Here is a 22,554-nt window from a genome sequence, read left to right as displayed (position 1 = left end):
GAAGGCACTAAGGAACTGTTAAAACATGTAACGGCAAAGGAAAGAAATGAGGCGGAGATAGGGCTACGATATCCTTAGTCATCGCGGATTTTGCATTCGAACGATGCAAGTAGGAAAAGATAGCTTAGAATCCTTATCCTTCTTAATGGAACGAAAATGAGAGGTCGGTTCAGTTGAATAAGGATAGGCATTCATGTACGTTTAGGGAAGGAGCCTGGGCTTTGTCCTCAAGCAATCCAAGGGGAGGGAATTAGGATGATAAAAGCAGTTATTTTCGACTTTGACGGTTTAATTTTAGACACGGAAACGGCTTGGTATGAAGCTTATAAAGAAACGATGGTTTTTTATGAAGCGGACTTGCCTCTCGAACGTTTTGTTACATGCATCGGAACGGATAATACGGAACTGAATGCATTTTTCAAATCCCAGTTAGGTGACAGATACAATATTGAGGAGATTGAAACGAAAGCGAAAAGCCTGCATGAAGGAAAGATGAAGACACCGAAGGCACGTGAAGGTGTAAAGGAATACTTAGAGGAAGCAAAGAATTCAGGTTATAAAATTGCGCTTGCATCTAGTTCATCGAAAGAGTGGGTCACTCATTATTTGGAAAAACTCGGTCTGTTACACTATTTCGAGGCCATTATCACGGGAGACGATGTGGATAAGGTTAAACCAGCGCCTGATTTATATATAAAGGCAATTGAGACGTTAAAGATCGATCCGACGGAAGCCGTCGCCTTTGAAGATTCATTAAATGGACTTCAAGCGGCCCTTAAAGCTGGAATAAAGTGTGTGATCGTCCCAAATCCCGTGACGGAGGCTTTAGCGTTTGAACATCATCATTTACGCCTGCAATCCATGCGGGAAAAAAGCCTGGCTGATGTCATAAGGCAGATTGAGCAATGATCTGGACCGAGTGCTAACGTATTGCCCATAACCAACGCCGAAGATATAAAGAGTCTTCGGTTTTTTCGTTTCTTTTTTTCCTGCAGGCGTGACCATACAAGCTGAATATGCTTCCACAAGTAAACATCTTATCCAGATTGCCTTCAGTTTTGAAAATTGTACTTAGACCGTTTCATTCCACTGCAGGTGCTCCCTTTCCGCGGGCGGTCCTTGAGCCGCCTTGGCTTTTAGCCTGCGGGGTCTCAAGTGGACGCGCATTTCCCGCAGGAGTGTCGACCCTTCCGTTTCATTCCACTTTGATTGAAAACGAAAGTGGAACCTTGATTGCCCACAGTTTTGGAGGATCTGTACTTAGACCGTTTCATTGCACTGCAGGTGCTTAGCTTTTCAGAGGCGGTCGTTCCTCTGCCGCGCACTGCTAAGCATCTACAGCCTTCCCTCTTTTATAAGCTTGGTTAACCATTGGTATGGCGATTTTTTACCCATTTATTTATCATTACGCATTCTCCGATTAAAAAACCTCCGAGAAAACAAGTAATAACTATGAGATTATCTGGGTTTGTAAATAAAATTTTAGAGAGAATTGCACCAATAAGAAAACTGGTTTTTGCTTGTCCTTTGCGTTGGCTTCCCTATATTTGACTTTTTATCGAAAAACTGAAACTTAACTCTATCAGTAACGTAAGAAAAGGAGACGGATATTGGGAGATGTTACTGGAAGAATATCAATATAGTAATGATATGCATAATATGGTAATGTTGAGAATGTGTGATTTTGGAAAATACTAAAAAAGGAAGGTACTATATGTCTGATGCAGTTCTTAAGGTTCAATCCTTAACCAAAAAAATTGGCAATGCGACCATTGTAGACAATGTTAGCTTCGAGATAAAAAGCAATGAAATATTCGGTTTACTCGGTCCGAACGGAGCTGGTAAAACGACGATCATCCGGATGATCACAGGTCTTATCAACCGTACCGGCGGCTCCGTCATGATCAATGGCAGCGATCTCGATAAAGACTTCGAGGGCGCGATGAATCAATTGGGGGCCATCGTTGAAAACCCCGAGTTTTATAAGTACATGACAGGCAGGAAGAATATCCTCCATTATGCTCGTATGTCTTCCAATGACATATCGAATGAGCGAATTGAAGAGGTCATCAAGCTAGTGAAATTGGATCATGCCATCGACAAGAAGGTCAAGACCTATTCATTGGGAATGCGTCAGCGCCTTGGTGTGGCACAGGCCATCCTGCATAAACCGTCGTTATTGATCTTCGATGAACCGACGAACGGCTTGGATCCGCAAGGGATTCGCGAGTTTCGCGATTATTTGAAGGTACTGGCAAGTGAGGGCGTCGGGATATTGATATCCTCCCATTTGCTATCGGAAATGCAATTGATGTGTGATAGTTTCGCCGTCATCGAAAAAGGAAAACTGATACATACGAAAGAGCATATGATCGATGAAAAAACGGAAACGATCCATCAAGTTTCCTTTGCTGTCAATGATGGGGCGCTAGCCAATAAGATTCTTCAGGAGCAGTTCGCCGAAATTTCGATTCTTACATTCGATGCGAGTACCATTTCGGTGTCCGCGACACGTGAACAAACGGCCCAGATAAACAGGCTATTCAATGGAAATGAACTGGATGTCTATGAAATTGGCATTACGAGAAAATCATTGGAAGATAAATTCTTTGAAATTACCGAGCAGGAAATGAGGGAGTCTGTATGATATCCTTAGTGAAAAATGAATGGATGAAAATCTTTTCTAAAGTATCGACTTATATATTCATCGCTTTTATTTTGGTGGCAGCTCTCGGGACGGCAATCATCGACATGAAGCTTAGTCCGGATGAATCCGGAAACGATTGGAAGCAAGAGGTAAAAGCAGATATACAAGAACAGGAACAAGCATTGAAAGCCAAAGATATCAGTGAAGATGAAAAGGCTGCGATCATGGACGAGCTCGATATCAATAAGCAACTTTTAGCTGATGATATCAACCCTGATTTAAGCACGAACTGGACCTATATGGCAGAGTATACAGTATCGCTGACATCATTCGTAACGTTATTCGTCGTGATCGTTTGCAGCTCGATGGTTTCCTCTGAATTTTCGGATGGCACCATTAAACAACTGCTCATCAGGCCTTATAAGCGCTGGAAGATCCTTCTTTCCAAATATATCACTTCCCTGTTATTTGCCGCGTTATTGCTTGTGAGCCTAGTGCTTTTCAGTTACCTGATCGGAATCTTATTCTTTGGCAATGGTTCCTATTCAGACAAGATGCTCGACCCGACAGCATTCGAAAGCTTCAGTACAGTGGTCGTCGGCACCTATTTCTTCGATATGATCGTTTACTGGATACCGGGCTTCTTGGTCATCACGACGATTGCGTTCATGTTAAGCACGTTATTTAAGAACCAAGCGCTTGCAGTAGGGATATCCATCTTCATCTTATTTGCATCTTCGACATTGAATATGATCATTCAGTCTTTCATCGGGAAATACGAATGGTTAAAATTCGTCTTATTCCCTCACCTTGATTTAAGAGGGTACATTTCGGGAACGATGGAAATGTTCGATGGTGCTACACTCGGATTTTCAATGGGTGTACTCGTCATCTATTACCTTATCTTTTTGGCGCTGACATTCTTCTTCTTCCAGAAAAAAGATATTACGAATTAATTGAGGCTACCGGAATCCAATGGGGTTCCGGTTTTTTATTAGTGAAACTGTAGTTTCACGGGAATGGTTTTTATAAAAAATAGAATATTTGTAATTATTTGTAATAATAGGGCAAATTACCCTTAAAAAATAAAAGTATAAACATTATAATGTTTATATACTACATATCATGTAGGAAAATGATGAAGGAGATGTTGAAAGGATGAAATGTTCGAAAGGTTTAAAGCGCTTTCTTTTCAGTACTTCGTTAGTTCTTGGGTTATCCATTGTCGGTGCAAATGATTTCGCTTCTGCGCATGGGTATGTCGAATCGCCAAAGTCACGGTCGTTGCTTTGCAAAGAGCAGGTGAATAAGAATTGTGGATCGATCATGTATGAACCGCAAAGCTTGGAAGGCCACAAAGGATTTCCGGGTGCGAGCATCCCTGATGGCAAGCTTGCATCGGCAGGCGGCTTATTTGGCGGCGTCCTTGATGAACAAACAGCGACACGCTGGAGCAAAAATGCCATTCAAAGCGGTCCCCAAACCTTCACCTGGAATCTAACCGCCATGCATTCGACAGCGAAATGGCATTATTATATAACGAAACAAAATTGGGATCCGAATAAACCGCTCACCAGAGATCAATTGGAATTGGTCCCATTTTATGAGAAGAATGATAATGGAGCAAGACCGTCCAATAAAGTGAGCCATCAAGTCGTCGTGCCGCAGCGGACTGGATATCATGTCATTTATGCCGTATGGGATGTCGCGGATACGGTCAATGCTTTCTATAATGCGATAGATGTTCAGTTTAGCGGGACGAATGTTGGAGGAACGTCGATTTCGGCTGCCAATTATCATGCGTCCTTTCCGACCTATTAATTTAACGGGAAAGCAATAGGGAGATATTCGTGTAAGTTATATCTCTTGAAATAATGAATATTCCATTCGAGATAAAGGCTGCTCAGCAGTCTTTTTTCGTTTGCAAGAATAGTAGTCTAACAGTACGGGAGGGGGGATTCGTACTGGACCCTCAAATCCGGCCTAGCTTAGGGAAATGCGTCCGCCCCGAGTGATAATCCGACCTAGCGCGCGGATAATCCGTCCGAACCGAGTAATAATCCGTCCTAGCGCGCGGATAATCCGTCCGAACCGAGTAATAATCCGACCTAACGCGCGGATAATCCGTCCCGGAAATTCATTATGTTGATTATTTGCAAATTCAGGAATAAAGTCCAACGGTCAATTGATCACCGGTTTTGGCCATGAATTTTTCATCATCTATATCCAGGATGATCGTTCAGAATTGAAATCCGTTTCCGTAATTTTCACGCCTCCAACAGCAGTCGTCGTTTCCATATTCCCTGGAATCACGACCAATTTACCATAATCTTGTGGCCGACCACTTTTGGAATTTGGATTGGCTACTTGTACGAGCATTCCTTCCAAGCCCTCGTAAAAATCAAAGCCATCTTCTCTCGGATTAAAGTCTGTCAATCTATCATCATCTAAGATTTCCGACGGCGGAGTGACGTCTTTGCCGATGACGATCGGTTTCGGTACCGCTGCTATGCCCATCTTTTCAATGGTCGTAAAGGTCCCTTTTTATAATGCAAAATCATACATAATTTGGATTAAAGTGAAACTTAAACCAGTACAAATCGTATAGGTAAGGACAAGGATATTTTAGGGAGGCAATTGGGCCGGTGATAATTTTCGGAATTATTTCATTACTGAGGAATTCAGTAACAGGGGGGCTGGATTGTTCCAAGAAGAGAGAAAGAAGTGGTTCAATTGATAAAAAAAATAAAACATCTATATATTGCACTCATCCTTTTTGTGCTGTCGTTCATTTTGAATTTCCCTTTTCCGCACCAAGTTCCATACGGCGCTGCGGTTGCATTTAGATTAGGCATACCGATCGAGTCCGAACATGGAATCCAATATGTAGGGGTGCTGGCAATCATTCTATTGCTGACCAGTCTGTTTTTCCTTGTCCAAGCAGTGGGAATGCATCCTGCCCGTTTTTTCACCCTCGCCGTCATCATAGCCTGGTTTGCACCGCACATCTTGGCGAATACGTATCAGAAGCATTTTGCCTCGGACATTTACGCCGTTTCCTATGATCGCGGATCCAGTACCTGCCGCTTTGATATGGAAGACAAAACAACGCTTCATGGCGTATGTGAGCTCCCTTTTGAGAATTACAGCAAGAAAGATGTCCAATTCAAGATCCAATTGATAGGCAGATACGACGATGATGATTCGATATTGGTATCACTCATGAACACCGAAACTCCTTATAAGGTCATTTTAAGGGGAAAAGAACGAAATCGACTGAGAATAGAAATGGATATTGATGTATCAGGGATGAAGGAAAACCAGATAAGCGGGCAACTGGACCAAATCGACATCATCATGAAATCAGGGGAACGGATAAGGTGGCTGTAGGGGAGAAGAGTGAGAATGGAAACCTTTAGAGAAATAGGCTCTAATTAATAATTATCACTTTGAATAAAATAAAATAAAATCTTGCGAGGAGGTCTTAAAATTAATTGTTCATGAGGACAGTGAACAATAATAATAAAAAATCTATTAACCTTATAATTTCCGATGATATAGAATAAGTTAAAACTGGTATTGTTTACATATAATAAAGAAATATGAAAAAAAGTAAAGGAAAGATCAAGATAAGCTTCTTGTTTATTATGAAAAATCCTCGAAAACTTATGAAATGGATTAAAGTGTGAATTGGACTAGTTGAACAACAGGGAGGATTTATGAAAATAAAGTGTAACTGCTCACAAGATACACATGAGATTATAGTTGCGGCTGATTATGAAACAGATCCACTATGGTGTGAAAATTGTGGTGCTAATTTAGATATTGATGTTTTACCAGTAAGTCAGAATTTAATGAAAGAAGTTGAAAAATGGGCTATCAATTATGGTGAATGGATGGATTGGGAAAACGATAAATTGATGGTAAATGGAGAATTCCTAGAAATGAAACATAATGAAATCGGGCAAAGTTTAACAATGAAAATTAAAGAGGAACTTGAAGGACTCTCAGTAGTTTTCAAACCTTCGGGCACTGCTGAACTCTATAAAAAACTTTAGGGGTGTAAGAGTATTCATGAAAGCAACAGTCCAAGAGTACCATGCAGCAAAGAACATGGCTGGTATATAAATTGTTTTTTTTTCTACGGTATTTATGCTTGTGAATATTATACACATTATGCACATATAAAAATGAATAGGGTGTTACGAATGCTAGTACGATTGTATGTAAATGCAAAAGATGAAGATGAATTGAAGGTAAACATTACTCCTTTTATAGAAAAATTTGCAACCATTGTTAAAAAAATAACTTGGTTAGAAACTAAAAAATATTGGAAGTTTGAAGGTGTGTTTGAAGTGCTGTATGAATTCAAACTGCAAGATTTGGTAACTTATTCAGCTTTTCATGCCGTCTTGCAGTCTGTTTCCGACCATTGGTTAGAGCTAGGGACAGGTAAAGACAAAAGTTTACTAGCCAGTAAAAATGCGGAGGAGTGCCAATTTATCCTCGGGAATATGGAGCTGGTTACGCTTACGCAGCTTTCTGATTTACTATAACGGATTTCAAAGAGGCGCACCTAATAGCGGCCTCTTCTTTCCCATGGGCTTTAACGTCCTATCAAACCGTAAAGGATAAGTTTTCCGATCTCCGCCGTTTTTGTTTGATACTCCTCTTTCGTTTCCCAGTTCGCCTGCATGCCCGCGACGGCATCAAGAAACTCCATGACTGTTTCCGTAGAAATGGTGGCATCGATTGCGCCTTCCTGTTTTCCAGATTCAATAAATACTTGCAAGATATCGCTCCGGACCTCACCTGCGCTTTCTTTAAATAAATCCACAAAAACGGCATCGTGCAGCGCTTCCTGTGAGAAGTGTTCTTCGAGGAGCTGATGAGGCTTCTCGGCACAAATGGAAACCGCCCGCAGCAGTTTTTCTTTGAAGCTAATGTTTTCTAGAAGCAGGTCGTTCACCATCTGTGTTGCTTCCTGCATCAGTATTCGTGCGCACTCCTTAATTACCCCTTCTTTGTTGCCAAAATAGTTGTAGATGGACACGGAGGATACGCCTGAAAGGGAGGCGATTTCATTGATGCTGACGTTGGTGTATCCCTTGTTTCGGAATAGGTCCAGAGCCGCTTTGATGATGGCGTCTTTCTTTTTTTGCGTTCTGATTTCATATTTGTTCATGACATTCCCTCTTATTCGTTAATACAAGTATTATGACATAAAACGGATAGTTTTTAAACATATCTAGTTATATTTAAAAACTTTTGACAAACTGCAAAGATTTCTGTACATTAGTTTTTAAATATAGTTATTTAAATTAAAAAACTTTTAAGGGGGAAAACAAGATGAAAATTTTAATGTTTGGTAGAGGCGTTATGGCGACACAGTACGGATGGGCGCTAGAAAAAGCGGGAAATGAGGTGGATTTCTATGTGCGGCCGGGAAGGGCTGCCCAATACGGTCCGTATGTTGACCTAGATATACTGGATGGCAGAAAAAGCAGGAAGGGGGACCAGGTCCTGGAGAGATGGTTTATAAATATGCGTGAGGAGATCAGTCCCAATCACGACTATGACCTCATTTTTCTCAGCGTTAACCACGAGCAGTTCGAGGAAGCGTCTAAAGTAGTAAGCAAACTCGCGGGAAAGGCCACGATTTTAATTTTCAATAATGTGTGGGATGATCAAGAGACTGTAGCGGCACGGCTGCCCAAAGAGCAGATATTGTGGGGCTTTCCAGGTGGAGGCGGAGGCTTTAGAGGCAAAAATAAATTGGAAGCCGGATTCATGAAGTCGATTTACTTGGAATCCGCTGCTACCGCTGCCTCTGTAAAAAGGCACGAAGATGTCGTCGATATGTTCAAACAGGCCGGCTTCTCCGTATCCTTGCAAAAAGACATGTACGTCTGGTATTTGCAGCATTTCATCATGAATGCCGGTATGGCGGCGCAGGCCTTGAAGCTGGGAAGTTATCAAAATATGTATCAGTCGCCAAAAAAAGTGAAACCAGCTGTGCTGTTAATGCGTGAGATGCTTCCGCTGATTCGGGCGAAAGGACGCAAGCCTAGCTTGGGCACCGCGCTCATGCTGCACCTGCCTGCAGGATTGATGGGGTATGGCGTATATAAAGTGATTACCGGTGGCACGCTCGCAGGCGCAATCATGGAACGGATGGAAGATACGGCCTATATCTCCCAAGAATCGTTCGCCCTCTTCCCAAGGGATATCCTGGCCGATGCGAGAAAGCTTAGCATCGAACTTCCGCGGCTCACGGCACTAGAACCATATTTTCGGATGAAAGACTAATTGTATGGATGCAAAATCCGCGAGTAAAGCGCCGAAACATTGAGAAAAGCACCAACTCGCGAGTAGATCGCCCAAACTTTGAGGAAAGTGCCAATTCGCGAGAAAAGTCGTCAAACTCGCGAGTAAAAGTGCTGAATTCGCGAGAAAAGTCGTCAAATTTGCGAATAAAGGTGCAAAACTCGCGAGTAAAGTTGAAAAATTCATGAGTAAAGTCGCAAAATGGATGAGTTTTGCCATTTTCCTTATTCTTTTCACACCCTCATATGGAAGCGTGCAGGATGAAACTTTTTTCCGGTTCATTCGTATATGTTAACATCTGGAAAAGGGGGGGGAACATGGACGGCTTTGATGTAAGTGAGGATTGGATGTTCAGCGGGGCTTCAGACTTAATCGGAATCATGTTTGTTATCCTTTTTATCATCTTTATCTTTCAATTAATCAACCGGCTCAGTCAATGGAAGAAAAACGAGGAATCCCCACGTTTGGCTGTTCCTGCCGTTGTGAAAAGTAAACGGACGAAAGTGACGGGACATGTTCACACAAACGAGCAACATATCTCTTCGCAAAGTAGCTCAACGGCCTATTACATTACTTTTGAATTTGAGGGTGGAGATCGGTTCGAATTCCATCTTTCGGGCAAGGAGTTTGGGATGCTTGCAGAAGGGGATAGCGGTACGTTAACCTTCCAAGGAACAAGGTATCTTGGTTTTGCCAGGAAGGATCATGGAGTCTCATAATCGCTGAGCTCTGTAACTAAAATTCGGGAGAGTGAAATCATGAGTGAAAAAGGGTGCATGAAATGCGGCAGCAAGGATGCGGCCAAGAAGGACGTAGCCATGACTGGAACAGGGTTGTCAAAGATGTTCGATGTCCAGAATAATCAATTCACGGTCGTGTATTGCAAGCAGTGCGGTTATTCGGAGTTTTATAATAAGCAATCATCGGCAGGCAGTAATTTGCTCGATTTATTCTTCGGATGATCACGGTAAGCAGAGAATCTCCTTTTTCGGAAAAGGAGATTCTTTTTTTTTCTATAATGAAATCTGTGTTCATGTATGCTGCTTTAAAAAGCAGGCAAGCTGGATTTTTAATAAATCATCTGGGGTTGAAAGGGATACATTTAATTTTTCTTCAATTTTTTTTATCCTTTGATACAGGGTATTTACGTGAATGTGCAGTTGTTTGGCCGTTATGGAAGCGGAGCGATCATTGTGGATATAAGCAAGAAGTGTTTCTTCAAGCATATGGTTTCTGTCATGTTCTAATTGTAATGGAAGGAAGACCTCATCGATAAATATTTAATACGGGCACCTAAACCGGAGCAAGTGAAAAAGCTGTTTCAGCGGGTGGTGGACTGTGCAAAAGGGGCCACATTGATGACAGAAACGAATGTTGAGGTGCAGATCAAGGGATCATGCCATAATTTGATCCCGAACATGATATTGGAAAAAGTCATGCAGCAGCATTTGGAGGAGCTGGGCTTTCCTGAAATGACCACCGAGGAATTGGCGTTTGCCAAGGCAATGTATGATTCGTTAACAGAGGAGGAAAAACAAGGGGCACAATCATCGGCAGGAAAAGCGCTGGGTGAACGGCTATCTAAGGAACCTATCGTTGATTTCGTTGCACCTTATTCAGGAAAAATGGCTTTTATGGGCGGCTCGACTGATGTTGCTGATGTTAGCTGGAATGTGCCCACTGCACAATGCACAACCGCGACATGGGCGTTTGGAACACCCTTTCACACGTGGCAGGTTGTGGCGCAAGGCAAGCAATCATACGCTCATAAAGCTACGCTATTGGCAGGTAAAACAATGGCAAGCACAGCCATTTCAGCATTACTGAATCCCGAAATCATTGAAAAAGCGAAAATGGAATTAAAGGAAAGATTGAATGGTGAAGTGTACGAAGCCCTGATACCAAAGGAGCTGGAACCTCCGATTATGAGCAAATGATGAAGCGTTTCGGTAAGGAAGCTGCCTGTTATGAAACAGGCGGCTTTTTATTTTTGAAAAAAGTCTTGAACGACTTTTGTAAATTCCTTTGCGGCTGGTGAGAGGTGTTTAGCTGATTTCATGACCAATCCAATCTCCCGGGAAAGCTTCGGGTTCAAGGGCAGGTTTTTGATGCATCCTGGTTTTTCTGGTAATGCCAGGTCGGGCATGATCGTGATCCCTAATTTTCCTGCTACCATTGAGAGCACCGTTTGATTGTCTTTCATGTCGTATGCAATGTTTGGTTTTATTTGGGCTTCAAGAAACTTCTCTTCTATGAGTGTTTCACAGCCGGATCGCAGCATGATGAAGGGTTCATCAACGAATTCCTCAAGGTTGATCGCGTTTCTCCCTCCAAGTGGATGGTCTTCGTATACGACAGCAGATAAAGGATCGGTTAGCAGCTGAATGAATTCCACGTTCTTCACTGGTTTGGCAGCGAAGCCCACGTCTATTGTTCCATCGTCTATCCATTTTAAGATTTCCTCATATCCACCTTCATGAATCAGCAATTCAATAGTCGGGTATTTTTCTTTAAAGGCAGAGAATAGCGGCGGTATGAATTTGGCAGTGAAGCTTGGAAAACTGCCGATCGTTATCTTCCCGATTTCCATTCCATTCACAGCGGCAATCTTTTGTTCGATATGTTCCAGGTTGGCCGCGATGGCCCGCATATGTGGAATGACCTGTTCTCCCGCAGTCGTGAGTGTTATGCCTTTTCGATCACGCTTTAATAAAGTCACACCCAGTTCCGCTTCAAGCGCTGTCATGTTATGGCTTACCCCTGATTGCGTAAGTCCGATTCGGTCTCCCGCTTTCGTAAAACTTCCAAATTCAACAACATGTAAAAAGACTTCCAGTTGAAAAAAATTCAAATTCGCCACCTCTTTCTTTTAATTTTCATTATACATGAGAAACTCTAATGTAATTTATGAAAAACATTCATTTTACTTATATTGAGGTCAAGAATACAATAAAATTACAAAAAAACGAAGTGGGGATGTAAACATGATGAAACGGAAATACGAGCAAATTTTCACACCGTACACGCTTGCCAACGGATCGGTTCTTAAAAACAGGCTGGTTGTTGCACCAATGACCACTTATTCAGGTCAAGAGGATGGCTTGGTTTCTGACGAGGAGTTGGCTTACTATAAAAGAAGAGCAGAAGGACCTGCGATGTTCATTACTGCAGCTGCCGCCATTACTCCTGTTGCTACAAGCTTTCCCCGGCAAATGAAGGTATATGACGAGCAAAGCATCGCTGGTCTCACCCAGCTTTCAAGAATAATCAAAGCAAAAGGGGCAAAAGCCATTCTCCAGCTTCATCATGGCGGAAGCGAGAGCCTTCCAAGCTGTACAGGCGGAGAAAAAATGGTAAGTCCGAGTGGCATCATTGCAAGCGTTTATAAAGAAGGGGACGGGGAATACAAGCCAAGGTCAATGTGCCACAGTGAGGTCCTATCCACTATTCAAGATTTTGGAAGGGCCACCCTCCATGCCATACGTTCAGGATTCGACGGCGTGGAAATCCATGGAGCGAATGGATATCTCCTTCAGCAGTTTTTCTCCCCCTACTCTAACCGACGGACAGATCATTGGGGAGGGAGCTTGGAGAATAGAATGAACTTTCCACTTGCCGTCATCGCGGAGGTGAAGCGGATCCGTGATCTATGCGCTGACAAGGAATTCATCATCGGGTACCGCTTCTCCCCCGAAGAACCGGAAGAAGGCGGATTGAAAATGGATGACACAGCTGCATTGGTAAATGAATTGGCAAGTCAAGATCTTTCCTATTTACATCTTTCTGTTAAAAATGTCTGGTCGATGCCAAGAAGCGGATCGAACATGGGGGAAACTAGGACCGAAATCATCCGTGATATCATTGCTGGCAGGACCAGTTTCATCTCACTCGGATCGATTCATACTCCTGAAGAAGCAACTGCTGTGCTTGAAAAGAACATTCCGCTTTTCGCACTAGGCAGGGAATTATTGATGGAACCGGATTGGGCGGCCAAAATAAAGGAAGGCAGGGAAGACGAAATCATGACGACCTTGCCGCGCGATAGCAGGTGTACATTAGCTATTCCAAATCAAATGTGGGCCAATATCATCACTCGTGACGGAATGCCCGAGAAATGATAGCATAAGCTAAAACGAATAGGTTAGGAGAGAGTACATGAATAGAATGGCCGTTCTTCAGCTGTCGGTGGCGATGGCGATCTTTGGTTCCGTCGGTTTCTTTTCGGAACGGACGGGACTTCCTGCATTGGAATTGGTTTTTGTTCGCTGTATCTGTGCTGCGGTATTCCTATGTGCGGCCTGGATGGCTACAGGGCATTTCAAACGGGAGAAATGGGATGTCAGAGAGGGAATGTTGATCGGTTTTTGTGCGGTGGCCAACTTGTTGAACTGGATATTCCTCTTTAAATCATTTGAGCTGATTTCCGTGACCATTGCGATTTCGCTCTATCATTTAGCCCCGATCATTGTGCTGATCATCGGCAGCTTCATCTTCAGGGAGAGGCTGTCTTTATTCTCCATCCTGGCCATATCACTATGTTTCATAGGCACATTACTAATCATGGGGACGGATGGTTTTCAATCTTCATCTCCTGAATGGGAAGGAATCATGTATGGCATCATCGCGGCGTTTTTCTATGCGGCAACGATGCTTTTAGGAAAGTCGATTACAAAGATGAGTGTGTATGCGACCACGTTCCTGCAAATGTTCATCGGCTTTTTATTGCTGCTTCCATTTGTTGATTTTCACGCGTACACAACGCTGCATGCTTCGCAATGGTTTTACACGATATTGACCGGCATCGTACATACTGGCGTCGTTTATCTTTTGTTTTTCAATAGCATTCGTCATTTGCCTACAAATGTAGTATCCTTCATGATTTTTGTGGATCCGGCAGTTGCCATCCTATTGGATATCCTGCTTTCGGGATTTGTGCCGAACATGGTTCAAATCTTAGGCATTTCATTGATTTTTCTTGGGATGATCTATTCACTCATGACGACAAGACCGACTGAAAATGAGGTCATGCAGAAAAGGCCCCACACCATGTGAGGCCTTTTTTTCTACTTAGTCATTGATTAAAATGATAGACATCCCAAATATCAGCCGTTTCCGCTCCGATGTACCAAGCGGCTACACCGCCTAGTTGGTTTTGTCTGACAAGGTCAAGACGAAGCGTCATCGATTTTTTATCTTCCATCCATATTTGATGTTTTTCGCCTTTGGATGTGTATTCGACGTAATTTTGTGAGGTGTTCTTATCCCATACTTTTTTAAGTTTATGAGCCGAAACGATACGGTTGACCTCAGCCATGTTGCGGTCATGGCTTGTCACTTTACCGGTCGATAAATCGGTTACCCATTCACGTGTATAAAATGGCACCGCCAGGATGATTTTATGAGCAGGTACGTCCTTCATTAAAAGCCTGGTTCCTTCTTTGATCCAAGGCAACGAGGAAACCGACCCAGCCACTGGACTTCCGCCCCAATGTTCGTCATACCCCATGATGATGATATAGTCCGCGATTTTGCCAAGTTCTTTCCTATCGAGGCTTTTTGACCAAAACGGATCTTCGTTTTCTCGGGTGACATCCACGGATATCGTGATTCCATGAGGTTTTAGCGCTTTTTTCAATTCGCTTATGAAAAGGACAAAGTCTTTCTTATTTTTTGGATCGATGTTTTCAAAATCGACATTGATTCCATCACTATTCGTTTTGACTAGTGAATCACGCAAAGCTGTAACCAGTTTCTGGCGTTTTTTTTCATTGCCCAGTACAGAACCAGTTAAAGCGGGATCGAATTTATTGCCAATCAGCTGCCACACTTTTTTTCCTTGTTTATGAGCGGTTTGGACGTATTTGGTATCGACAGAAGCGGAAACGAAATGACCGGAATCCGTCAGTGTATAGGAACGAGGAGATACTACATTCAAGTTGGGCTGTTTAAGCTGCTGGGTGTAGTTTTCCTGTGATCCATTATGTTTCCAGCCCATGACGATACGCTTTTGCGCCTTTTTAGGAAAGAGAGATTTCTTGATCCAGCCTTTTTTACCGTCAAGCAGTTGAACCTGGTAGTAATAATCGGGAAGCTTCAATTTTTGCCCGACGTTAAGTGAAGTTGTCCGCAAGTTATTCAATTTTGTCAAATCGCTCACGGCTACCTCATATTTATTCGAGATTTTCCACAATGTATCACCTGATACAACGGTATGTATCTTATATTTTTGAGGAATCTTCAGCTTTTGGCCAACGATGATATCGGAAGAACCTAATTTGTTTTCTTTTTGTATATCACTGATCGGAACACCATATTGATTGGCTACCTTCCATAATGTGTTTCCGGCTATGACTGTATGCACAATAGGCTTTGCCGAATCCCCGGCGACAGTCGAAATGACGGGAAAACGTTCGCCCTTTTTCAAGGTCTTAAGTATAGTGGAACCGAGTGCAGGAGAGCTATGAACCTTTGTATTGTCCGCTTTAACCGAGCCTACGTACAAGGTATTGCTTGCTGCCTTGCCGCTTTCTGGAAAGAAACAAATACAAAGAAGGCTTAACATAATAAGACATCCAACATGTTTTTTCACTATTATTCTATTCTCCTTAAATGTTAATCATTTTAACTTCACTAGTTTACTATGGGGAATCACGACAACATAGAGGTACATTGTGGAAGAAATGAGGGAAGTCTTCTATAACAATGACCAATTCGAAGATAAAAAGCTGAACTCGCTGATGATAAAGAATAAAAACGAAGTTGGGTTTTCTACCATAGTTCATACTCTAGTGATGCGCAGTTGGGAATTTTTTGTATATGACATATGTCACCTGCTCGTCATGACACCTGGTACTAATAATGTCATGATCATTTCCTTATAATAAGAATTACGACATATAAAGGGAAGTGCAATTGATTAATGACTATACAAAATACGAAAAATTTGAGAAAACAAATTGCTCCTTTTGAACAATCAACGACAAAGGAAAGTATCTGGCAGATCATCAATACGATCGGACCGTTTCTTATTTTATGGTACCTCGCCTATATGAGCCTTTCCGTATCATATTGGTTAACTTTGATCCCAGCAATACTGGCTGCGGGCTTCCTGACACGAATCTTCATCATTTTTCATGATTGTACACATCATTCCTTTTTTAAAAATCGCCGTGCAAATAGAATAGTCGGGACAAGTATGGGTGTTTTGACTTTATTCCCTTTTGATCAATGGGGTCACGAGCATTCGGTTCATCACGCTACAAGCGGCAACTTGGATAAGCGGGGGACAGGCGATATCTGGACCCTTACGGTGGATGAATATTTGGCAGCGCCGCTTAAGCTTCGTTTTGCCTATCGTTTTTATCGCAATCCATTGGTCATGTTTGGTTTGGGTCCGATTTATGTATTCCTTCTTAAGAATAGGTTCAACCGTAAAGGTGCTAGAAAGAAGGAAAAAATGAATACGTATTTGACGAATGCATTGATCGCCGTTCTAGTAGTATTGCTTTGCCTGGCCGTAGGCTGGCAGTCGTTCCTTCTGGTACAAGGTACCATCTTCATGATTTCTGGTTCAGTGGGCATTTGGCTGTTTTACGTCCAGCACACATTCGAGGACTCTTATTTTGAAGAAAATGAGGAGTGGGAATATGTATTGGCAGCAGTGGAGGGAAGTTCTTTTTATAAGCTTCCGAAATTGATGCAGTTCCTTACAGGCAATATCGGCTACCATCATGTGCATCATTTGAGTCCAAGGGTTCCTAACTATAAATTGGAAATGGCTCACAATAATACGCAGCCTTTGGAGAACGTCCCGACGATCACGCTTGCGACTAGCTTACAGTCGCTCCGTTTCCGCTTATGGGATGAAGAAAACAAGAATTTTGTTAGCTTTAAGGACATAAAATATATAACGAAAAAAAGTGTGCCTGTTCAAGTGAAATCTGAACTATGACACCAATGTGATTTCGGACTCCCTTCATAATCCTTGGATTTGGGGGAGTCTTTGTTGGTTATTCGATCAAGGAGGGAACGTAAAGTGATTCGAATCGTGATTGCAGAGAATCAGGAAATGCTTTTAGAAGCGATCAGTTCTCTACTCGATCTTGAAGAAGATATAGAAATCGTCGGCCAGGCCAGCAATGGGGAGGAAGCGATTGCCCTTGTGCACCAATTGCATCCGGATGTCTGCATCATGGATATGGAGATGCCGGTCATGAGCGGACTGGAGGCAGCGGAAGCTTTACAGGCATGTGCATGCAAGGTGATTATTTTAACGACGTTTCGACGGGATGGTCATTTTCAACGAGCGCTCAAAGCGAAGGTAAGTGGTTATTTATTGAAGGATAACCCGAGTGACGAGTTAGCCTGCTCGATCCGCCGTATCATGGATGGCATGAGAATGTACTCGCCTGAGCTCACGGATGCGTGCCATGCCGACGATCAAGCTGAATCAGGGTCTGCGATTTTGCAGCCTAACGCAATCGGGGCGGTAAGGAATTATTTGTCCACAATCAAGGATAAAATGAAGGCACCGACCGGTTGAGGTGTTGACACGTTTTTTAAAATTGTGTAATATGGGTAAAATCATAATATTGAAAATTCGATGATGAAGAGAGTAGTTCATTTGAAATGGCAAGCGAGTCAGGGACGGTGGGAGCCTGATGCAGGACGAATGGATGAAGCGCACTTTGGAGAAGTTTCTTGAAACGTTAGTAGGGAATATCGGGGAGTCACCCCGTTAACAATGGAAAGTGGTCACAATTTGTGGCAACTAGAGTGGTACCACGGGAATTCATGCTCTCGTCTCTTATTAAGAGACGGGGGCTTTTTTGTTTAGGAGGGAAAATGACGATGAATCAACCAATTGCTGCCTTACTTTCAACTGCATTAAACCATGAATTGACCACAAGTGAAATTGAAAAATTAATCGAAAAGCCTAAAATGAGCGAGTTAGGGGATATTGCTTTTCCATGCTTTACGCTTGCCAAGAAGCTGAGGAAGTCACCACAGGTGATCGCTTCGGAAGTGGCCCGGAAATTAAGTGATGGAATGATCCAGGAAGTGAATGCAGTGTCGGGGTATGTCAATATCTTCGTCAATCAGCAATGGGTGACGGAAAATGTGCTTCAAGCAGTATTACGTGAAAAGGAACAGTATGGTTCGATGAAGCCTGCAAAGGAAAATGTCGTGATCGATTATTCCTCGCCGAATATTGCCAAGCCGTTTTCGATGGGGCATTTGCGCTCGACGGTGATCGGAAACGCATTGGCTAATATAGCAGAAAAGAATGGCTACCATGTTGTGCGAATCAATCATTTGGGAGATTGGGGCACGCAATTCGGCAAATTGATTGTTGCTTATAAGCTCTGGGGAGACAAAGCGGCTATCGAAGCGTCCCCGATTCAGGAATTACTGAAGATTTATGTGAAGTTTCATGATGTTGCAGAAACGGATGAATCGCTGAATGAGCAAGCACGCGCCAGCTTTAAGGCGCTTGAAGAGGGTGATGAAGAGTCGCTTGCCCTCTGGAAATGGTTCAGGGATGCTTCACTTCAGGAGTTCGCTGCGATTTATGAGTTATTGGGCATTCATTTTGATTCCTATGCGGGCGAAGCATTTTACAATGACAAAATGGATGCGGTCGTCGGGGAGTTGAAGGAAAAAGGCTTGCTTGCCCAATCGGAGGGAGCATTTGTCGTCGAGTTGGAGGATATGCCTCCTTGTTTGATTACGAAAACGGACGGGGCGACGCTTTATGCCACACGTGATTTAGCCGCAGCACTGTATCGCAAAAAACAGTATGATGCCAAGAAAACCTTTTATGTCGTCGGAAATGAACAATCCTTGCATTTTAAACAGCTCTTCAAGGTGATCGGGAAGATGGGATATGATTGGTCTAGGGACTTACAGCATGTCGCGTTTGGCATGATGCTGAAGGACGGCAAGAAAATGTCGACACGTAAAGGGAAGGTCGTGTTGCTTGCAGATGTGTTGGCTGAGGCGATCGAAACGGCGAAGCGCAATATTGAAGAAAAAAACCAAGCGCTGGAACAGAAGGAGCTGGTTGCGAAGCAGGTTGGTGTCGGAGCGGTGATTTTTAATGATTTAAAGAATAATCGCATGAATGATATCGACTTTTCATTGGAGCAAATGATGAATTTCGAGGGCGAAACCGGTCCGTATGTGCAATACACACATGCCAGAATTTCATCATTGCTGGAAAAGGGGCAATTTACAGAGCAGGCCATCGAGTTTGAGGCATTGGGCGAATATGCTTGGCCCGTGATCCAGTTGCTTGAGCAGTTCCCGAGCATTGTCCAAAAATCCTTTGAACAGGCCGATCCATCACAGATTGCCAAATTCAGTTTGCAGTTGGCACGCGCATTCAATAAGTATTATGCACATACGAAGGTGCTGGTCGATGATGAGTGGAAGCAAATGAAGCTCTCATTCGCCTATTGCGTGGCCGCCGTTTTGAAGGATGCGTTGCGATTATTGGGAATATCAGCGCCGAATCAAATGTAAGGCATGTCCTTGAAAGGAGCCGTTTTGTGTTCGAAATGGCTCCATATTTCCTTGGATGATTTAGTTAAGGCGAAGTGTATCTGTCTGGGAATGTCCTTCTTTCTCCCAGGTGATATGCATCTCGTACACATGATCTTCTTTTTTGGGGTTCTCCCAAGTGATAGTCAGCTGATAATGGATTTAATGCTGTAACAATGCCTGCCTCATCTCCACCTTGCCGCCAGACTTTTGTTTAACATGTCCAAGCCATCCGCCGACTGCGTAATCACGATTTTTCTTATCATTCGCTTTCCACATACACTTATCAGATGTGCCCCAAATTATTGCAATACTGGAATAATGCATATACCCTCCGAACGCAGCACCCAAGCAGATGAGTGCCACAAGCAACCATTTAACTGTTTATATTATACAGAGTGGTGAAAATATTTTAGTATAGGGATTTAGAGAGTTTCCATCAAAAATTGATAATTGCTTGAAAAATATGGATTGACATTCATTGGCAATGTGATACTATTTATAAAAATGGAACCGGTTCCAAAAATTCGCGAATGGATGAATGCAATGAATAAACGAGAAAGTTCAAAAGTGACGATTTACGATGTCGCTAGGGAAGCCGGGGTATCGAAGACATCGGTCTCCCGCTATTTAGGCGGCAGGTATGATGAGCTATCCGACAAAACCCGCAAGAAAATCGAGCTGGCGATCAGCCAAATGGAATACCGCCCGAACACCATGGCAAGAGGGCTGAAAAGCAATAAGAGTTATTTGATTGGCATCATCGTGGCGGATATCAACAATCCGTATACGACGGCCATCCTTCGTGGTGCTGAAGACATATGCAGCCAGAATGGCTATAATCTGATGATTTGCAATTCGGATAATAATCCGGAGAAGGAAAGAGGATATTTCGAAATGCTCTTATCCCATCGCATTGATGGGCTCATCCTTCATACAACGGGCGGAAATCACGACATGCTAATTCAGCTGCAGGAGCAGAAGACGCCGATCATCCTGCTGGATCGGAAGGTGCCAGACCTTGAATTGGATACGGTGGGATTGGATAATTTTCAGGCCACCTCACAGGCGGTCCATTTTCTTGCCGATCAAAACTATGAACGAATCGCTTTTTTCAGCGAGCCAGCAAGCAAGATCAGTACGAGGTATGAACGGAGGCAGTCGTTTCAGCAAACGTTGCTGAGCAGGAGCCATCCAAGTTCAAATGATGTTTATGAGGTAAATGTCGATGATTTACAAGACGTCGAAGCCAAGCTTCAGCATTTTTTAGAGAAGTCGGAAGGGAAATCAAGAGCGATACTGACGGCAAACAGCGTGGTGTTATTAAAACTGATTCTGCTTTTACAAGAACAGAAATTGTCGGTTCCGAAAGATTTGGCCATGATGGGCTTTGATAATCCAGAGTGGAGCACGATAGTTTATTCGGGCATTTCTACGATTGAACAGCCGACCTATCAAATAGGGGTCGCCGCAATGGAGATGATCCTTCGCCGGATTGATGGGCAAGTGTCCCCAGCGCAGACAATCGCCTATCAAGCCAAATTGAATATAAGGGAAACGACGCCATTCATACAAAAATCATAAGTCTTCCAAGCTTGAAGACTTCATTGACTAACAAAATGGTACCGATACCATTCCGAAGGGCAGGAGGATGAATATGAAAGTGTTTGTATGCATGAACTCAATACCGACTGAAAGGCTCCAAACGCTCGGTCATCTTGAAATCATAAAACGTTTAGCAGCCGCTGGAGCTGATGGAATCGAAATAAGAAAAGAGCTTTTAACGCAAGATGACAAACTGGAAGAATTGAATGCCTTATGCAAAGAGCTCAACTTGGCCGTTTATTATTCTGCTCCTGAATTCCTGCTCGGACCCGATCACCAACTGAATGAACAAGGATTCAAGCAACTAACATGGGAAGCGCAACAACTGGGAGCTGATTTGCTAAAGCTGCCTCTAGGCTCCTACCATGAGAAGGAAACAAATATGAGTTACGTAAGTGAGGTACTGACGGAAAACCGGCCAAATGATGGACTGGCGATCACCATCGAGAACGATCAAACGTCTGGCGGTGGTAATGTAGAGACAATCACTCATTTCCTGAGCCGATGCAAAACATTGGATATGCCGATTGAAATGACATTTGATACGGGCAACTGGCTGTATACAGATGAGGAGCCGTTGATGGCGGCACGAGAGTTGGCAGGTTATGTGGCTTATATCCATTTGAAGCAGGTGAAGCGGGTACATGATGGGTGGGTGACCGAGCCAGTATCGATGCCGCTGCTGCCTGAGGTAATGGAGCTATTGGGGAATTTTAAGGGAGCTTGTCCGGTAGCGATTGAATTTCCGGTCACATTGGAAAATGCAGCGACGTATATTTCACTCATGAAAATGGAACAGGAGGTCAGCCATGAAAGAGCTTAGTGTACTGACGATGGGAGAGGCAATGGCGATGTTCATTGCCGATGATACGGGCAGCCTCGATGATTGCATGCGTTATAAGCGCTATGTGGCAGGGGCCGAAACCAATGTAGCGATTGGCCTGTCAAGGTTAGGCATCAAAACGGCATGGATGAGCAAGGTCGGAGATGATTCATTCGGACGGATGATTTTGAAAACGCTAACAAGCGAAGGCGTGGATGTCTCCCATGTCTTAACCGACCCGCATCATCCAACAGGATTCCAGCTGAAATCCAAAGTGGAGAAGGGCGATCCAGTCGTTGAATACTACAGGAGGAATTCAAGCGCGAGCAAGATTTCCTTGGAGGATTTTCCGCTTAAGCAGCTTCCGAAGACCCAGCACTTGCACTTGACCGGGATACCGCCTGCGATTTCCGCCAGTTTCAGGGAGTTGTCATGGCAAGTGTTGAATGATCTGAAACAAAAGGGTGTGACCGTTTCATTCGATCCGAATCTCCGGCCGACCTTGTGGCCGACAGAACGGGAGATGATCGAGGTCGTCAATATGTTTGCCAAAGAAGCGGATTGGCTGCTTCCGGGAATGAAGGAAGGCGAAATCCTAACAGGCTATAGC

25 protein-coding genes and 1 other annotated feature are annotated in these 22,554 nt (G+C 43.3%); of the genes, 19 read left to right on the top strand and 6 right to left on the bottom strand.

What is annotated here, in order from left to right:
- Positions 1-255 precede the first annotated feature (255 nt).
- From CVN76_RS10220 to CVN76_RS10205, 4 genes are all read left to right on the top strand, one after another.
- Positions 256-909 carry an HAD family hydrolase gene (locus CVN76_RS10220; RefSeq protein WP_100531163.1) on the top strand — a complete coding sequence of 218 codons (654 nt, stop codon included), beginning with the start codon at positions 256-258 and terminating at the stop codon, positions 907-909.
- Between the two features lie 805 nt (positions 910-1,714).
- The gene (locus CVN76_RS10215; RefSeq protein WP_100531162.1) at positions 1,715-2,647 is read left to right on the top strand and encodes an ABC transporter ATP-binding protein; all 933 of its coding nucleotides are present in this window, start codon (positions 1,715-1,717) and stop codon (positions 2,645-2,647) included.
- The gene (locus CVN76_RS10210; protein ID WP_100531161.1) at positions 2,644-3,603 is read left to right on the top strand and encodes an ABC transporter permease; all 960 of its coding nucleotides are present in this window, start codon (positions 2,644-2,646) and stop codon (positions 3,601-3,603) included. The genes CVN76_RS10215 and CVN76_RS10210 overlap by 4 nt, the downstream gene beginning before the upstream one ends.
- 202 nt (positions 3,604-3,805) lie before the next feature.
- Positions 3,806-4,468 carry a lytic polysaccharide monooxygenase gene (locus CVN76_RS10205; protein ID WP_100531160.1) on the top strand — a complete coding sequence of 221 codons (663 nt, stop codon included), beginning with the start codon at positions 3,806-3,808 and terminating at the stop codon, positions 4,466-4,468.
- Between the two features lie 399 nt (positions 4,469-4,867).
- On the opposite strand, the gene CVN76_RS10200 is transcribed toward CVN76_RS10205, so the two are convergent.
- Positions 4,868-5,164, bottom strand: a complete 297-nt coding sequence (locus CVN76_RS10200) for a hypothetical protein (RefSeq protein WP_100531159.1) — start codon at positions 5,162-5,164, stop codon at positions 4,868-4,870.
- 216 nt (positions 5,165-5,380) lie between these two features.
- On the opposite strand from CVN76_RS10200, the gene CVN76_RS10195 reads away from it, so the two are divergent.
- The 3 genes from CVN76_RS10195 (at position 5,381) to CVN76_RS10185 (ending at position 7,203) form a co-directional block, all read left to right on the top strand.
- Positions 5,381-6,037 (top strand): hypothetical protein, encoded by a 657-nt coding sequence (locus CVN76_RS10195; protein ID WP_157805631.1) that lies wholly within the window; start codon positions 5,381-5,383, stop codon positions 6,035-6,037.
- A gap of 329 nt (positions 6,038-6,366) precedes the next feature.
- Complete coding sequence (locus tag CVN76_RS10190; protein WP_100531157.1) at positions 6,367-6,705, top strand: hypothetical protein; 339 nt, start codon at positions 6,367-6,369, stop codon at positions 6,703-6,705.
- 150 nt (positions 6,706-6,855) lie between these two features.
- Complete coding sequence (locus tag CVN76_RS10185; RefSeq protein ID WP_100531156.1) at positions 6,856-7,203, top strand: hypothetical protein; 348 nt, start codon at positions 6,856-6,858, stop codon at positions 7,201-7,203.
- Positions 7,204-7,253: 50 nt separating this feature from the next.
- On the opposite strand, the gene CVN76_RS10180 is transcribed toward CVN76_RS10185, so the two are convergent.
- The gene (locus tag CVN76_RS10180; RefSeq protein WP_061142766.1) at positions 7,254-7,832 is read right to left on the bottom strand and encodes a TetR/AcrR family transcriptional regulator; all 579 of its coding nucleotides are present in this window, start codon (positions 7,830-7,832) and stop codon (positions 7,254-7,256) included.
- A 164-nt stretch (positions 7,833-7,996) separates the two neighbouring features.
- On the opposite strand from CVN76_RS10180, the gene CVN76_RS10175 reads away from it, so the two are divergent.
- From CVN76_RS10175 to CVN76_RS10165, 3 genes are all read left to right on the top strand, one after another.
- Complete coding sequence (locus CVN76_RS10175; RefSeq protein ID WP_100531155.1) at positions 7,997-8,956, top strand: ketopantoate reductase family protein; 960 nt, start codon at positions 7,997-7,999, stop codon at positions 8,954-8,956.
- Between the two features lie 335 nt (positions 8,957-9,291).
- The gene (locus CVN76_RS10170) at positions 9,292-9,693 is read left to right on the top strand and encodes a DUF2500 domain-containing protein (RefSeq protein WP_100531166.1); all 402 of its coding nucleotides are present in this window, start codon (positions 9,292-9,294) and stop codon (positions 9,691-9,693) included.
- 39 nt (positions 9,694-9,732) lie between these two features.
- Complete coding sequence (locus CVN76_RS10165; RefSeq protein ID WP_100531154.1) at positions 9,733-9,936, top strand: zinc ribbon domain-containing protein; 204 nt, start codon at positions 9,733-9,735, stop codon at positions 9,934-9,936.
- 69 nt (positions 9,937-10,005) lie between these two features.
- Here CVN76_RS10165 and CVN76_RS10160 read toward each other — a convergent pair whose 3' ends face one another.
- The gene (locus CVN76_RS10160) at positions 10,006-10,200 is read right to left on the bottom strand and encodes a PucR family transcriptional regulator (RefSeq protein ID WP_100531153.1); all 195 of its coding nucleotides are present in this window, start codon (positions 10,198-10,200) and stop codon (positions 10,006-10,008) included.
- Between the two features lie 132 nt (positions 10,201-10,332).
- On the opposite strand from CVN76_RS10160, the gene CVN76_RS10155 reads away from it, so the two are divergent.
- Positions 10,333-10,911 carry a hypothetical protein gene (locus CVN76_RS10155; RefSeq protein WP_100531152.1) on the top strand — a complete coding sequence of 193 codons (579 nt, stop codon included), beginning with the start codon at positions 10,333-10,335 and terminating at the stop codon, positions 10,909-10,911.
- Positions 10,912-10,958: 47 nt separating this feature from the next.
- Here CVN76_RS10155 and CVN76_RS10150 read toward each other — a convergent pair whose 3' ends face one another.
- Positions 10,959-11,825 carry a LysR family transcriptional regulator gene (locus CVN76_RS10150; protein ID WP_100531151.1) on the bottom strand — a complete coding sequence of 289 codons (867 nt, stop codon included), beginning with the start codon at positions 11,823-11,825 and terminating at the stop codon, positions 10,959-10,961.
- Between the two features lie 133 nt (positions 11,826-11,958).
- On the opposite strand from CVN76_RS10150, the gene CVN76_RS10145 reads away from it, so the two are divergent.
- The gene (locus CVN76_RS10145; RefSeq protein WP_100531150.1) at positions 11,959-13,092 is read left to right on the top strand and encodes an NADH-dependent flavin oxidoreductase; all 1,134 of its coding nucleotides are present in this window, start codon (positions 11,959-11,961) and stop codon (positions 13,090-13,092) included.
- A gap of 37 nt (positions 13,093-13,129) precedes the next feature.
- Positions 13,130-14,026: a DMT family transporter gene (locus CVN76_RS10140; RefSeq protein ID WP_100531149.1), complete on the top strand. Its 897-nt coding sequence runs from the start codon at positions 13,130-13,132 to the stop codon at positions 14,024-14,026.
- A 19-nt stretch (positions 14,027-14,045) separates the two neighbouring features.
- Here CVN76_RS10140 and CVN76_RS10135 read toward each other — a convergent pair whose 3' ends face one another.
- Entirely contained in the window at positions 14,046-15,536 is a 1,491-nt protein-coding gene (locus CVN76_RS10135) for a LysM peptidoglycan-binding domain-containing protein (RefSeq protein ID WP_100531148.1), read from the bottom strand.
- Between the two features lie 357 nt (positions 15,537-15,893).
- Here CVN76_RS10135 and CVN76_RS10125 point away from each other — a divergent pair, with 357 nt between their 5' ends.
- The 3 genes from CVN76_RS10125 to argS all read left to right on the top strand — a co-directional run bounded on the left by CVN76_RS10125 (position 15,894) and on the right by argS (position 19,498).
- Positions 15,894-16,925, top strand: coding sequence for a fatty acid desaturase (locus tag CVN76_RS10125; RefSeq protein WP_157805630.1), 1,032 nt, complete (start codon positions 15,894-15,896; stop codon positions 16,923-16,925).
- Positions 16,926-17,009: 84 nt separating this feature from the next.
- A complete protein-coding gene (locus tag CVN76_RS10120) occupies positions 17,010-17,516 on the top strand; it encodes a response regulator (RefSeq protein ID WP_100531146.1) in 507 nt (168 codons plus the stop codon).
- A gap of 51 nt (positions 17,517-17,567) precedes the next feature.
- Positions 17,568-17,784 (top strand) — a binding site (T-box leader).
- Between the two features lie 34 nt (positions 17,785-17,818).
- Positions 17,819-19,498, top strand: coding sequence for an arginine--tRNA ligase (argS, locus tag CVN76_RS10115; protein ID WP_442857564.1), 1,680 nt, complete (start codon positions 17,819-17,821; stop codon positions 19,496-19,498).
- 180 nt (positions 19,499-19,678) lie between these two features.
- Here the strand turns inward: argS and CVN76_RS30940 are convergent, their stop codons facing one another.
- Positions 19,679-19,843, bottom strand: a complete 165-nt coding sequence (locus CVN76_RS30940; RefSeq protein WP_157805629.1) for a hypothetical protein — start codon at positions 19,841-19,843, stop codon at positions 19,679-19,681.
- A 219-nt stretch (positions 19,844-20,062) separates the two neighbouring features.
- Here CVN76_RS30940 and CVN76_RS10110 point away from each other — a divergent pair, with 219 nt between their 5' ends.
- From CVN76_RS10110 to CVN76_RS10100, 3 genes are all read left to right on the top strand, one after another.
- The gene (locus CVN76_RS10110; protein WP_061142804.1) at positions 20,063-21,100 is read left to right on the top strand and encodes a LacI family DNA-binding transcriptional regulator; all 1,038 of its coding nucleotides are present in this window, start codon (positions 20,063-20,065) and stop codon (positions 21,098-21,100) included.
- Between the two features lie 73 nt (positions 21,101-21,173).
- Positions 21,174-21,944 carry a sugar phosphate isomerase/epimerase family protein gene (locus CVN76_RS10105; protein WP_157805628.1) on the top strand — a complete coding sequence of 257 codons (771 nt, stop codon included), beginning with the start codon at positions 21,174-21,176 and terminating at the stop codon, positions 21,942-21,944.
- The coding region (locus CVN76_RS10100) for a sugar kinase (RefSeq protein WP_100531144.1) at positions 21,931-22,554 on the top strand (624 nt) is incomplete at its 3' end. The genes CVN76_RS10105 and CVN76_RS10100, both read left to right, overlap by 14 nt.

This window comes from Bacillus sp. mrc49, from assembly GCF_002803435.1.
This window is presented reverse-complemented; position numbering and strand designations above follow the sequence as displayed.

Coding starts and splice junctions, on each gene's coding strand:
- CVN76_RS10205 (WP_100531160.1), top strand. CDS start 3,806: ATGAAATGTTCGAAAGGTTTAAAGCGCTTTCTTTTCAGTACTTCGTTA.
- CVN76_RS10140 (WP_100531149.1), top strand. CDS start 13,130: ATGAATAGAATGGCCGTTCTTCAGCTGTCGGTGGCGATGGCGATCTTT.
- CVN76_RS10190 (WP_100531157.1), top strand. CDS start 6,367: ATGAAAATAAAGTGTAACTGCTCACAAGATACACATGAGATTATAGTT.
- CVN76_RS10160 (WP_100531153.1), bottom strand. CDS start 10,200: ATGCTTGAAGAAACACTTCTTGCTTATATCCACAATGATCGCTCCGCT.
- CVN76_RS10200 (WP_100531159.1), bottom strand. CDS start 5,164: ATGGGCATAGCAGCGGTACCGAAACCGATCGTCATCGGCAAAGACGTC.
- CVN76_RS10170 (WP_100531166.1), top strand. CDS start 9,292: ATGGACGGCTTTGATGTAAGTGAGGATTGGATGTTCAGCGGGGCTTCA.
- CVN76_RS10145 (WP_100531150.1), top strand. CDS start 11,959: ATGATGAAACGGAAATACGAGCAAATTTTCACACCGTACACGCTTGCC.
- CVN76_RS10180 (WP_061142766.1), bottom strand. CDS start 7,832: ATGAACAAATATGAAATCAGAACGCAAAAAAAGAAAGACGCCATCATC.
- CVN76_RS10135 (WP_100531148.1), bottom strand. CDS start 15,536: ATGTTAAGCCTTCTTTGTATTTGTTTCTTTCCAGAAAGCGGCAAGGCA.
- CVN76_RS10215 (WP_100531162.1), top strand. CDS start 1,715: ATGTCTGATGCAGTTCTTAAGGTTCAATCCTTAACCAAAAAAATTGGC.
- CVN76_RS10110 (WP_061142804.1), top strand. CDS start 20,063: ATGAATAAACGAGAAAGTTCAAAAGTGACGATTTACGATGTCGCTAGG.
- CVN76_RS10165 (WP_100531154.1), top strand. CDS start 9,733: ATGAGTGAAAAAGGGTGCATGAAATGCGGCAGCAAGGATGCGGCCAAG.
- CVN76_RS10125 (WP_157805630.1), top strand. CDS start 15,894: ATGACTATACAAAATACGAAAAATTTGAGAAAACAAATTGCTCCTTTT.
- CVN76_RS10175 (WP_100531155.1), top strand. CDS start 7,997: ATGAAAATTTTAATGTTTGGTAGAGGCGTTATGGCGACACAGTACGGA.
- CVN76_RS10105 (WP_157805628.1), top strand. CDS start 21,174: ATGAAAGTGTTTGTATGCATGAACTCAATACCGACTGAAAGGCTCCAA.
- argS (WP_442857564.1), top strand. CDS start 17,819: ATGACGATGAATCAACCAATTGCTGCCTTACTTTCAACTGCATTAAAC.
- CVN76_RS10185 (WP_100531156.1), top strand. CDS start 6,856: ATGCTAGTACGATTGTATGTAAATGCAAAAGATGAAGATGAATTGAAG.
- CVN76_RS10220 (WP_100531163.1), top strand. CDS start 256: ATGATAAAAGCAGTTATTTTCGACTTTGACGGTTTAATTTTAGACACG.
- CVN76_RS30940 (WP_157805629.1), bottom strand. CDS start 19,843: ATGCATTATTCCAGTATTGCAATAATTTGGGGCACATCTGATAAGTGT.
- CVN76_RS10155 (WP_100531152.1), top strand. CDS start 10,333: ATGACAGAAACGAATGTTGAGGTGCAGATCAAGGGATCATGCCATAAT.
- CVN76_RS10210 (WP_100531161.1), top strand. CDS start 2,644: ATGATATCCTTAGTGAAAAATGAATGGATGAAAATCTTTTCTAAAGTA.